The sequence below is a fragment of the Methylobacterium sp. DB0501 genome, from assembly GCF_011043735.1.
Classification (GTDB): domain Bacteria; phylum Pseudomonadota; class Alphaproteobacteria; order Rhizobiales; family Beijerinckiaceae; genus Methylobacterium; species Methylobacterium alsaeris.
Map to the genome: position 1 here is coordinate 41,055 of NZ_JAAKGV010000027.1, position 11,939 is coordinate 52,993.

The 11,939-nt window shown below is 69.6% G+C and carries 11 protein-coding genes and 1 riboswitch; of the genes, 9 read left to right on the forward strand and 2 right to left on the reverse strand.

What is annotated here, in order from left to right; genetic code table 11:
• Positions 1-62: 62 nt before the first annotated feature.
• The 3 genes from G4G93_RS30165 to G4G93_RS30175 are packed head-to-tail and all read left to right on the forward strand — an operon-like array spanning position 63 to position 4,067.
• Positions 63-1,277: an ABC transporter substrate-binding protein gene (locus tag G4G93_RS30165; protein WP_165090400.1), complete on the forward strand. Its 1,215-nt coding sequence runs from the start codon at positions 63-65 to the stop codon at positions 1,275-1,277.
• 58 nt (positions 1,278-1,335) lie between these two features.
• Complete coding sequence (locus tag G4G93_RS30170) at positions 1,336-2,529, forward strand: acyl-CoA dehydrogenase family protein (protein ID WP_165090403.1); 1,194 nt, start codon at positions 1,336-1,338, stop codon at positions 2,527-2,529.
• On the forward strand, positions 2,526-4,067 hold the full coding sequence (locus G4G93_RS30175) for an acyl-CoA synthetase (RefSeq protein ID WP_165090405.1): 1,542 nt from the start codon (positions 2,526-2,528) through the stop codon (positions 4,065-4,067). Before G4G93_RS30170 ends, G4G93_RS30175 begins: the two co-directional genes overlap by 4 nt.
• Positions 4,068-4,070: 3 nt before the next feature.
• Here the strand turns inward: G4G93_RS30175 and G4G93_RS30180 are convergent, their stop codons facing one another.
• Together G4G93_RS30180 and G4G93_RS30185 are read right to left on the reverse strand one after the other, a co-directional pair.
• The gene (locus G4G93_RS30180) at positions 4,071-4,325 is read right to left on the reverse strand and encodes a hypothetical protein (protein ID WP_165090320.1); all 255 of its coding nucleotides are present in this window, start codon (positions 4,323-4,325) and stop codon (positions 4,071-4,073) included.
• Between the two features lie 16 nt (positions 4,326-4,341).
• On the reverse strand, positions 4,342-4,725 hold the full coding sequence (locus G4G93_RS30185; RefSeq protein ID WP_165090408.1) for a hypothetical protein: 384 nt from the start codon (positions 4,723-4,725) through the stop codon (positions 4,342-4,344).
• A gap of 814 nt (positions 4,726-5,539) precedes the next feature.
• A riboswitch (cobalamin riboswitch) is annotated at positions 5,540-5,737 on the forward strand.
• Positions 5,738-5,849: 112 nt separating this feature from the next.
• Here G4G93_RS30185 and G4G93_RS30190 point away from each other — a divergent pair.
• From G4G93_RS30190 to G4G93_RS30215, 6 genes are all read left to right on the forward strand, one after another.
• Complete coding sequence (locus G4G93_RS30190) at positions 5,850-7,814, forward strand: TonB-dependent receptor plug domain-containing protein (protein ID WP_165090411.1); 1,965 nt, start codon at positions 5,850-5,852, stop codon at positions 7,812-7,814.
• 60 nt (positions 7,815-7,874) lie between these two features.
• Positions 7,875-8,708, forward strand: coding sequence for an ABC transporter substrate-binding protein (locus G4G93_RS30195; RefSeq protein ID WP_206290112.1), 834 nt, complete (start codon positions 7,875-7,877; stop codon positions 8,706-8,708).
• The gene (locus G4G93_RS30200) at positions 8,705-9,733 is read left to right on the forward strand and encodes an iron ABC transporter permease (protein ID WP_165090416.1); all 1,029 of its coding nucleotides are present in this window, start codon (positions 8,705-8,707) and stop codon (positions 9,731-9,733) included. The genes G4G93_RS30195 and G4G93_RS30200 overlap by 4 nt, the downstream gene beginning before the upstream one ends.
• Complete coding sequence (locus tag G4G93_RS30205; RefSeq protein WP_165090419.1) at positions 9,730-10,527, forward strand: ABC transporter ATP-binding protein; 798 nt, start codon at positions 9,730-9,732, stop codon at positions 10,525-10,527. Before G4G93_RS30200 ends, G4G93_RS30205 begins: the two co-directional genes overlap by 4 nt.
• On the forward strand, positions 10,524-11,495 hold the full coding sequence (locus G4G93_RS30210) for a DUF6925 family protein (RefSeq protein WP_165090421.1): 972 nt from the start codon (positions 10,524-10,526) through the stop codon (positions 11,493-11,495). The genes G4G93_RS30205 and G4G93_RS30210 overlap by 4 nt, the downstream gene beginning before the upstream one ends.
• Before the next feature lie 150 nt (positions 11,496-11,645).
• A complete protein-coding gene (locus G4G93_RS30215) occupies positions 11,646-11,840 on the forward strand; it encodes a hypothetical protein (RefSeq protein WP_165090423.1) in 195 nt (64 codons plus the stop codon).
• The last annotated feature ends 99 nt before the right edge of the window (positions 11,841-11,939 follow it).

The window sequence follows — 11,939 nt, forward strand, 5'->3', positions numbered from 1 at the left end:
GGACGACACGATCGGACACAAAAATACATGAACGGGATGGACGACGTTTCGAGGGGCAGGACATGAAACGGATCATCGCATCGACGATCGCCGGTTTTCTCACGCTGATGGCGCCGGGCACCGGCCGTGCCGAGATCTCCGACGGGGTGGTCAAGGTCGTGGTGCTCAACGACCAGTCCTCCGCCTATAGCGACACCGCGGGCAAGGGCTCGGCGGTCGCCGCCCAGCTGGCGATCGACGATGCCGGCGGCCGGGCCGGCGGTGCGCCGGTCGTGCTGCTGTCGGCCGACCACCAGCAGAAGGTCGATATCGGCGCCGGCCTCGCCCGCCGCATGATCGACGTCGACCATGCCGACGCCTTCTTCGATATCTCGAACTCGGCGGTGTCCTTCGCGGTCCAGGAGGTGACGCGCGCCGCCCGCAGGGTCGTGGTCCATGTCGGCAGCGGCAATGCCGACCTCGTCGGCAAGGCCTGCTCGCCATCGGCCGCACTCTGGCTCTACGATACCTATGCCCTGGCCCGGGGCCTCGCGCACGCACTCTACGACGACACGCACCGGAACTGGTTCCTGCTGACCGCAGACTACGCCTTCGGCCATGCGATGCAGCGCGACATGACCGCGACCCTGCAGCAGCAGGGCGGCAAGGTGGTGGGCACGGTCCGGCATCCCCTGGGGTTGGCCGATTTCAGTTCGTTCCTGGTCCAGGCCGGGAGCACCGACATGCAAGTCCTGGCGCTGCTCAATGCCGGGGCCGACACCACCAACGCCATCAAGCAGGCGGCGGAGTTCGGGGTGATCCGCGAGGGAGTGAAGCTCGCCGTCCCGATCTTCACTCTCGTCAACGTCAAGGCGATCGGCAACGCTCTTGCCCAGGGCACGACCTTCCTGGCCGGCTACTACTGGGATCACGACGAGCCCGGCCGAGCCTTCGCGAAGCGTTTCGCCGCCAGGCACGGCAAACCGCCGACGCATGCGCAGGCGGCCGTCTACAGCGCCGTGCGCCACTACCTCAAGGCCGTCGAGGCCACGGGCGCCGATGACGGCGTGGTCGCCATGGACCGGATGAAGGCGATGCCGGTCGAGGATTTCATGACGCCGGGCTCCACTTTGCGCCCGGACGGGCGGCTCGAGCGCGACATGCTGCTCGTCGAGGTCAAGGCGCCGAAGGACGTGCGCGGCGAGTGGGACCTGATGACCGTGCGCACCACGGTCAAGAGCGCCGACATGCTCCGCCCCCTGGCAGAGAGCGAGTGCCCGCTCGTCCGCAAGCCCTGAGAGAGCGAGAGCCTGAAGCCTTGCCCGGCCGCCTCCCGCGGCCGCCTGAGGAGTGACAATGCTCAGACGACGCCTCTTCCACCATGAGCACGAGGAGTTCCGCCGCACGGTTCGCCACTGGGCCGAGGCGGAGGTCTACCCGCATGCGAAGACATTCCGCGAGCAGGGCATGGTGTCCCGCGAGGTCTGGCGCAAGGCCGGCGCGCAAGGGTTCCTGGCGATGTTCGCCGATCCTCAGCACGGCGGCCTCGGGCTCGACGATTTCCGATTCGACATGGTGCTGACCGAGGAACTCGCGGCGCGCGAGAACGGATTGTACATCCCGCTCCACAACCGGATCGTCGCGCCGTACATCCAGCGCTTCGGCACCCCGGCGCAGCGCGACCGGTTCATGCCGGGCATCGTCTCCGGCGAGACGATCCTCGCCATCGCCATGACGGAGCCGGATGCCGGCTCGGACCTGTCGGGTCTTCGCACCCGGGCGGAGGATCACGGCGACCACTGGCTTCTCAACGGCTCGAAGACCTACATCTCCAACGGCATCCTCGCCGGCCTCGTCGTCGTTGCGGCCCGGACCGGCGCCGGCCGGCACGAGATCGGCCTGTTCCTCGTCGAGGGCGACCGGCCGGGCTTCACGCGCGGCCGGCGGCTGGAGAAGATCGGTCTGAAGTCGCAGGACACCGCCGAGCTGCACTTCACGGACGTGCGCCTGCCAAAGGAGAACCTGCTCGGCCCTCCTGCGGGCGGCTTCAGGCTGATGATGCGCAACCTCGCCGAGGAACGGCTGGTCGGCGCCGTCCAGTTTCTCGCCCACGCGCAGCGGGCCTTCGCCATCACGCTCGACTACGTCAAGGAGCGCCGCGCCTTCGGCCGCCCGATCGGCACCTTCCAGAGCGCGCGCTTCACCCTGGCCGACCTGCGCACGCGGCTCGACGCCGCGCAAGCCTTCATCGACGCCTGCGCCACCGAACACCTCGAGGGCGCGCTGTCCTCCGAACTCGCGGCCGAGGCCAAGCTGCTCGCCTCCGAGACGGAGGGGCTCGTCGTCGATGCGTGCGTGCAACTGCATGGCGGCGCCGGCTTCATGGAGGAATACGAGATCGCCCGCATGTACACCGCAGCCCGGGTCAGCCGGATCTACGCGGGATCGTCGGAGATCATGAAGGAAATCATCGGACGCGGGCTCGGCCTCGACGACAGGCCGACGCGCCGTGCCGCGCAGGGGCAAAGGGAGGGGGATGACCGCGCATGAAGCACCCATCGCACTTCGCCAAGGTCACGCCCGACAAGGTCGCCTACCGCATGGCGCGCTCGGGTGAGGTGATGACCTACGCCGAGCTCGACGCCCGGTCGAACCGCAACGCCCACGCCCTGCGGTCCCTCGGCATCGGCCAAGGCGGCAACGTCGCTCTCCTGTTCGAGAACCGACTCGACTTCCTCGCCCTGGCTTGGGCCTGCCAGCGCAGCGGCATCTTCTACACCGCAGTCAATACCCACCTGACCCCGGCGGAGATCGCCTACATCGTCGGCGACTGCGAGGCGACGGTCGCGATCGTCTCGGACACGTACGCCTCCGGCTTGGATCAGCTCACCGCCGCTTGCCCCCAGGCCCGCGTCTTCGTCTCCGGCGGGGATGCCCCGCCGGCTTGCGACTGGAACGCCCTGGCCAATGCCCAGCCGGCAACCCCGGTCGCCGACGAGGCGGCTGGAGCAGACCTCCTGTATTCCTCGGGCACGACCGGACGGCCGAAAGGCATCGTCCGCCGCTTCGCGCACCAGCCCATCGACACCGTGATCCCGGCGCTGATGACGAGCCTGTGCGAGACGATCGGGCAGATGGGTCCCGATACGGTGCTGATCTCCCCCGCCCCGCTCTACCACGCCGCGCCGCTGCGCTTCACCATGATGGCGGCGATGCTCGGCGGCACCGCCCTGATCACGGAAAAATTCGACGCCGAGGAGGTGCTACGGCTCATCGAGACCTGGGGCGCCACCCACGGTCAGTTCGTGCCGACGCATTTCGTGCGCATGCTCAAGCTTCCCGAGGCGACGCGCCTTCGCTATCGGCACGACAGCCTGCGCGTCGTCTACCATGCCGCGGCCCCCTGCCCGCGTGACGTGAAAGCTGCGATGATCGATTGGTGGGGGCCAATCTTGATGGAGTACTACGCCAGCTCCGAAGCGAACGGGGTCACGCTCAGTTCCTCGCACGAATGGCAGCGGTTTCCCGGAACGGTCGGACGCTCCCTGACCGGACCGATCGTCATCGCGGATGAGGACGGCAAAGAACTGCCCCCCGGCGAGATCGGCGCCGTCTATTTCGATAGCGGCGTGCAGTTCGAGTATCGCAACGACCCGGAGAAGACTGCCGCCGCCTACCTCCGATCTGGCTGTGCGACCTTTGGAGATATTGGATATGTTAATGAAGAAGGATTTCTCTTTCTAGCCGACCGCAAGGCATACATGATCATTTCTGGAGGAGTGAACATTTACCCGCAGGAGATTGAAGATCTTCTCTTCTCGCATCCCGAGGTTGAGGATGTGGCCGTTTTCGGGGTGCCGAACGAGGAGATGGGCGAGGAGGTCAAGGCCGTGGTCCAGCTCCGTCAAGGGATCGATGGCACGCCGGAGAAGGCGCGGGAGATCATTGCCTGGTGCCGTGCGCGCCTTTCACACTTCAAGGTGCCCCGCAGCGTCGACTTCCGTAGCGAATTGCCGCGCACCCCGACGGGGAAGCTTATCAAGCGCCTCCTGCGCGATGAGTATTGGCCTCATAACTCCTCGACATAATCCTCAATGCAGGCATCGCCGGGCGGTCGGCGGTCGGCGGTCGGCGGTCGGCGGTCGGCGGTCGGCGGTCGCTGCGCCGGGCCGGGCATTCGACGGATTTTCGTGCCAGCGAAGGAGCGAGCGGATCTGCGCGCCGCCATCATCGCCGTCTACAAGAAACGGGCAGACGATTTCCACCGCTGCCGGCACCGCGAAGACCCTGCACAAGCCGGCCACCAACACCGTCTTGCCGACGTCGGAGCCGGTCCCCTGGAGCATCAGGACGGGCACGGATTTAGGCCAGCAGGGATTCGTGGAGATCGTAGGCGGTCGCGGCGATCCGCCCTCCGCTGGCGCAGAGCGCCGAGCCGAGGGCAGCCGAGCCCATACGCTCGTAGCCGCCGACCACGAGCGTGCCGTCCGCCTCCACACGCCCCATCCAGAGCGCCCCTTCCTCGGTGGAGCGGAGGAACCACGTCGGTTGACCCGCGCGGGCCGCGAGGACGACGTCGAAGTTGAACACCTGCGGCAGGCTCGGATCGATGCGCAAGGTCGCCTTGTCCGTGAGCGTCACGCTCCAGTCTCGTGACGCGATCCTGTAACGCCAGAGGTTGGCGTCCGCCGCCCCGACGGCGCAGTTGACCACGAGGAGCCGGTCGCCGAGGGGCACGGCCGCCACGCCCCGGACGTTGTGCAGATTCCAGGGATTGACGGGCTTTGGGGCGCGGACGTCGACGGTCTGGGCAAGGGTCCATCGTGACCTCGTCACCCTGTCGCCAGACGCTGGCGAACCCGCCGGCATGACCGACGGCGAGGCCGGGCGCGCCGTGCGAGACGACGGTGGCCGCGCTGTTGGCGACGCCGAGGCGCGCATCGTAGGCGAGGGCCGCCGCGACGGCGAGATCGCTCCAGTCGCCCGTGGCCGAGGACCAGATCAAAAGGCTGCCTTCGTCGTTGGAGCTCATGAACACGCCCGGCCCCAGCGGCACGATCGCCTGGATGCCTTCCTGCGCCGGACTGTTCACGGCCTTGGCGACCACCGGCCCCTGACTCGGCGAGTCGGTGAAGGCGAACGGCGACAGGGTGCCGTCCCATCGTCCGACCGCATAGTGCCGCTCGTCGACGAAGGCGGCTTCCTGCGCCATGGAGTAGGTCGTACCGGCGGGCGTCAGGGGGATCGCGGACGCCGCGACGGTCCCGAGTGCGGTCGCCGAGCCGAGGGGCATGGGCGAGGTCATCGATCCCTGGCTCCTCGGCCTCGAGTCGATGTCAACGTAGCGTCGAACCTGCCCCGTGTGGAATGAATCTCCCGGAGAGGCGTCGTGGCGGCATTTAAAATGTCACCTTTTGCTTCGAATTTTTGAGAGGATGGACCAGGAGGATCGTCTCTGGGCATCTCCAAGCGGCAGCCGCCCGACGGTTCGACAGTGGGCTGTGCAGGATGAGCCAAGAGAATTGACGGCCCATGGAGAATTGACAGCCCATGGCTGCGCGAATAGCTAAGCCGCGACGGTTCCCCTCGGGGATCAAAAGGGAACGCGGTGAGGGTACGAGCCCGATGCCGCGGCTGCCCCCGCAACTGTGAGCGGCGAGCCTTCCGCCACCATGTCACTGGGCCGCTTCGCCCGGGAAGACGGTGAGAAGGCCGTGACCCGCGAGCCAGGAGACCTGCCGTCAGTCGTGGTCACACGCGAAACGCGCCGGGCGGGGTGTCCTGGCGGGTGTCGAGGCGCTGCCCTGTGAGGCGGCCGCCGAGGCCTCGTTCGCGGTGACGTGCCACTGCCGTCGCCCGAGGCCAAGCCCGTGTTCCGTCTCGTCTCTCCCGCCCTTCGGCGTGCGCTCGCGCTGTCCTGCGCGGCCCCCGGTCTCCTCTGCGTGCCCGCTCTCGCGCAGCAGGTCGCCGCTCCCTTCGCCGATGCCCCACCTGCGCGTGACGGGACGATCGCGCTCTCCGAGATCACCGTCTCGGCCACCGGCGTCCCGACGCCGATCGCCACCACGGGGTCGAGCGTCACCGTGCTCACCTCGGACGTGCTTCAGGCCCAGCAGGTCCGCACGGCGCCGGATGCCCTGCGGCAGGTGCCGGGCCTCACCGTCGTCCAGACCGGCGGCGCGGGCGGCCAGACCTCGGTGTTCATCCGCGGCACCAACTCCAACCACGTCAAGGTCCTGATCGACGGCATCGACGTCAACGACCCCTCGACGCCCAACCGCTCCTTCGACTTCAGCCAGCTTCAGACCGAGGACCTCTCCCGCCTCGAGGTGCTGCGTGGGCCGCAGAGCGGCCTCTACGGCGCCGACGCCATCGGCGGCGTCATCTCCTTCGTGACCAGGCGCGGTGAGGGGCCGCCGAAGGTCACCGCCTTTGCCGAGGGCGGGTCGTACGGCACCTTCAACCAGGGCGGCCGGCTGTCGGGCGCGTCGGGCATCTTCGACTACTCGTTCTCCGTGCAGCACCTGCGCCAGGCCGCCCTGCCGGTCACGCCGTCCGAACTCCTGCCGCCCGGGGTGCCGCTGCGCACCGCCTTCACCGACCTCAAGACGGTCTCGACCCGGCTCGGCGCGCAGCTCACCGATACCTTCCGCCTGAACACCGTCTTGCGCTTCTCTGACAGCGCCTATCTCGAACAGGCCGATGGCGGCTTTCCCTACCGGCCGACGCCCTATCGCAACCTCAACGACCAGCAGCAGCTCCTGATGCGCGGCGAGGCCGAATGGACGCCGCTGCCGGGCTTCCACAACGTGTTCGGGGCCAACTACGCCAAGTTCGACCGTCTGTTCGCCGGTCCCCTCGACCCGCTCGCGCCGCCGACGCCCTCGACCTATCTCGGCGAGCGCACCCGCTTCGACTATCGCGGCGACGTCCAGCTTAGCCCCGGCCACCTGCTGCTGTTCGGAGCCCAGCGCGAGGACGAGCGCTTCCAGGCGACCGGCATCGACAGGTCGAACGGCAATACCGGCGGCTTCGCCGAGCTGCAATCGGCGATCACCGACCGCGTCTTCCTGGTCGCCAATCTCCGTCACGACGCGAACGACCAGTTCGGCGGCGCGACCACCTTCCGGATCGCACCGAGCTACACTCTGCCCTACACGGAGACACGCCTGAAGGGCAGCGTCGGCACCGGCTTCAAGCCGCCGACCCTGAGCCAGCTCTACCAGGACTATCCGGACTTCCGCTCCTTCGGGAACCCGGCCTTGCGGCCCGAGGAGAGCTTCGGGTTCGACGGCGGCTTCGAGCAGCCCCTCGGCGAGAGGGTGCTCGTCGGCGCGACCTACTTCGAGACCGATTTCCGCAACCTGATCCAGACCGCCTACTTCCCGACCTTCTCGACCAGCGTGAATGTCGGCCGCGCCGTGGCCTACGGGGCGGAGAGCTTTGTCTCGGTCAAGCTCACCGACACCCTGAGCGGACGGGTCGACTACACCAACACCGTCACCAAGGACGAGATCGCCCACCAGGAGCTGCTGCGCCGGCCCCGGCACAAGGTCAGCGCCACCGCGATCTGGAACCCGATGCCGCAACTCACGCTCACCGGCACGCTGGTGGCGATCGGCGCGTTCGTCGACGGCAACCGTGACTTCTCGGTTCCGCGGCTGAAGAACCCCGGCTTCACCCTGGTCAACCTCTCGGCCAATTACGCCTACTCGGACAACCTGACGCTGTTTGCCCGCATCGATAACCTGTTCGACCAGCGCTATCAGAACCCGACCGGCTTCCTCGGCGCGGGTCTCGCCGTCTATGGCGGCGTGCGCGTGACCTCGTTCTAGAGACGGGCGCGAATGCGGGCCTTGAGCCTTCTCGGCCTCGTGGGCGGTCTGGCGGCCTACATGGCATCCGGCCTAGCATCGGCAGGGGAGACCCCTGCCGGGCCGGGCTGGCCGTCGCGCATCGTTTCGCTGAACCTGTGCGCGGACGAGCTCGTGCTGCGCCTCGCCGACCGGGCGCAGGTCGCGGCGGTGACCACCCTCGCCGGCGATCCGCGCGGCTCGACCGTGGCCACCGAGGCGACCGGCGTGCCGGTCACACGGGGCCTCGCGGAGGAGATCGTCGCGCTGAAGCCCGACCTCGTCATCGCCGGGGCCTTCACCACCCGCACCACGGTCGGGCTCCTCAAGCGGATCGGCTTCCCGCCGCTCGAACTGGGCGTGCCTGCCGACTTCGACGGCGTGCGGGCCCAGATCCGCCAGGTCGCGGCGGCCGTCGGGCATCCGGAGCGCGGGGAAGCCATGGTGGCGGAGCTCGATGCCACCCTCTCGCAGATCGTGCCGGCGTCTCGCTCCTTGCGCGTTATGGTCCTACGCCCGAACGCCTTCACGGTCTCGCCCGGGAGCCTCGGCGACGCGATCATCCGGGCGGCGGGCCTCGTCAACGTCGCCGCCGAGATCGGCCGGGACCGCACCGGCTCGGTGCCGCTCGAGGCCGCTGCCCTGGCCGACGCCGATCTCGTCGTGCTCGATGCGGGCGAGGCGGGCACGCCGTCCTTCGCCGACGCCCTGCTGCATCACCCGATCCTCGAGCGAATTCGTGCGCAAGGGCGCACGGTTCCAATCCCCAACCGCCTCTGGACCTGTCCCGGGCCGCAGGTCGCCGAGGTCGCCGCCCGGCTGGCGGCGGCGGCGAGGGAACGCGCGCCCATGAGCGCCCCGATGAAGGCCCCATGACCGCTCCGACGCCCCTCGTGACGCGAACGACCCCGGAGACCGGCAGCCGTGGCCTCATCGCGGGGGTGGGCCTCCTCGTCGCGACCCTGACCGTCGCCTCGATCGCGGTCGGCTACGCCGCCATCGATCTCCCGGCCGCCCTCGGCGACTGGTTGGCGGGCCGCGCCACTCTCCCCGCCCTGGTCCTGATGGAGCTGCGCTTGCCCAGGGCCCTCCTCGGCGGGCTCGTCGGCTTCAGCCTCGGCCTCACCGGAGCGGTGATGCAGGGCTACCTGCGCAATCCGCTCGCCGATCCGGGCATCCTCGGCATCTCCTCGGCCGCCGCGCTCGGGGCGGTGGTGGTGTTCTACGGCGGGCTCGCCGGCAGCCTGTCGCTCGCTCTGCCCCTCGGCGGCATCGCCGGCGCCGCCCTCGCGGCGCTCGGCATCAACGGGCTGGCCGCCCGCGGCACCGGCACGCTCGGGCTGATCCTCGCCGGAATCGGCCTGTCGAGCCTCGCCGGCGCGCTGACGGCGCTCGCCCTCAACCTCGCGCCCAACCCCTACGCCGCCCTGGAGATCGTGTTCTGGCTGATGGGCTCGCTCGCCGACCGCAGCATGGATCACGTCCGGCTCTGCCTGCCGCTGATGGCCCTGGGCTGGATCCTGATGCTCTCGACCGCCCGCGCCCTCGATGCCCTGGCGCTCGGCGAGGACACGGCCGCGAGCCTCGGCTTCGACCTCGTCTCGGTCCGCATCCGCATCGTCACCGGGGCGGCTTTGGCGGTGGGCAGCGGCGTCGCGGTGAGCGGGGCGATCGGCTTCGTCGGCCTCGTCGTCCCCCACCTCGTACGACCGCTGGTCGGAGCCCGTCCCGGAGCCAGCCTGTGGCCGAGCGGGCTCCTCGGCGCGGCCCTGGTGCTCGGCGCCGACCTCGTCGTGCGCCTGCTGCCGACGCGGCCGGAGCTGAAGCTCGGCGTCGTCACGGCTCTGGTCGGGGCACCCTTCCTGATCGCGTTGCTGTTCCGGCGGGAGCAGGGCCGATGAGGCTCGCTGCCGAAGAACTCCAGGTCCGGCTCCAGGATCGTCCCATCCTCGACGGGGTTTCGCTGTCGGTGGGCTCCGGTGAACTCGTCGGCCTCGTCGGCCCGAACGGCGCGGGCAAGACCACCTTCCTGCGCGCGCTCGCCGGCCTCGTGCCGCCGTTCACCGGCCGGATCCTCCTCGACGGCCGGCCTCTGTCCGCGATCCCCCGGGACGAGCGGGCGCGCCGCCTCGCCGTCCTGGTCCAGTCCGCCGGGATCGGCTGGCCGATGCGCGTCGCCGAGGTCGTCGCCCTCGGACGCCTGCCGCACCGGCGCGCCTTCGCCCCCTTGAGCGAGGCCGATCACGCGGCGGTCGCCCGGGCGATGGCGCGCGCCGATGTCGCCCACCTGCGCGAGCGAGCGGAGCCGAGCCTGTCCTCGGGCGAGCGGATGCGGGTGCTGCTCGCGCGCGCCCTGGCGGTCGAGGCCGAGATTCTGCTCGCCGACGAGCCGATCACCGCCCTCGACCCGGCCCACCAGCTCGACGCGATGGACCTCCTGCGCGCGATCAGCCGCGCCGGGACCGGAATCGTCGCCGTCCTGCACGATCTGACCCTGGCCGCCCGCTTCTGCGACCGGCTCGTGGTGCTGAGCGAGGGCCGGATCGTCGCCGATGCGCGGCCCGCCCTCGCCCTGACCGACCCGCTGCTTCAGGCCGCCTTCGGCATCTCGGTCCTGCGCGGCACCCATGCCGACGGCACATCCTACATCCTGCCCTGGCATCGCTCGGGGCGCCTCCGGGAGGACGACCCATGACCCAGCCGGCAACGACCGCTCCTGACGGCGACGCGATCGAGGCGCTCCTGTGGGATGCCTTGCGCGACCCGGGCACGGCCTGGAGCCTCGGCAGCTTCGGGGCGATCGCGGAGTTCATGCGTGACCCCGACGAGCCCGTCTCGGCGCTGCCCGACGATCGCCTCGGGATGGCGACGGCGCGCGGGGCCATCGCGTTGCGGTCCCACCCCGACCTGCGCCCGGTCGCCTACGAGACCGCGGTCGCCTCGGGCTGGAACCACGCGGTGGCGCTCTGCCTGCCCGAGGAGACCTGCGCCATGAACCGGCGCGGCGTCGTCACGGAGCTCGGCCCCGATCACGAGGCGGCCCGGCTAGACGACCGCGACGGGGTGCTGTTCGATCTCGGCCTCGACCTCCTCGCCATCGACGCCTGCGTGCGCAGCCGCGATCCCGAGGTCATCGCCTGTCTGCGGGCCGGGGCCGGGCAGCCGCTGTTCGCGCCCGGCAACCCGATCGGGCCGCGCCTCGTCGCCATGAGCCCGCACAGGGTCTTTCTCGCGCGTTTCGGGCGCATCGAGGTCTACGCCCCGATCCCGCCCTCCGGCGGCACCAGCCCGGAGGGGCCGCACACCCACGTCCTGCCGAAGCTCCTCCGGAGCGGCCGCACCCATGCCGCGACGACCCCGATCCCGGCCGGCCTCGTGCCCTGCGCCGCCTTGCACCCGGCCCATCCCTACAAGGACATGCAGGGACAACGCATCGCCTTCGACGCGGACCGCCTGGCGGCGTTCCAGGTTCTGTTCAAGCGCTGGGGCGATCCGGCTCTGGTCGCCATCAAGCACGGGGCGGAGGATCACGGTGCGGTGTCGAGCCGGCACGCGCAAGCCGCGCGGCGGGTGGCCGAGGCGCAGGACCGCTATCTGCGCGGCGAGATCATCGAGGCCGGCCCCGGAGACGAGGAGGACGAGGCGGCCGCCAACAACGCCTGACAATGTCCCCGATCTTCGAGGGCGTTCGGCCTTGACCGAACTGGCTCGTCTCTCGGATGGCTAAACTTTCCCGTCCCAGACCCTCCGCTTGCGACTTTCGATCTGGGCCTCGACTCTCGCTATGGGGAATGGTCCCCTCGGAGCCCTCACATGCGCGCCGTCCTCAACATCACTACCCGAGTCACGCTGCCGGTCGTCAGCATCGCGACCATCACCGCGATCTACATCCTGCCGTCGGGCATCACCGGCGGAGACGTCGGCCCATGGCTCGGCCTCATGTCCATGTCGGGATTGATGATCATGGCCGGCGCCGCGGCGTGGTTCGGGGCTTTGGCCGCTCGCTGACGCACGCGCTACGACCCCGCCAAGGGCACCTGGCGGGATACACACTCCTTGGAAAGGGAGGAGGGACGATCGCCACAATGGCGCCCCCGCGCTCGACGA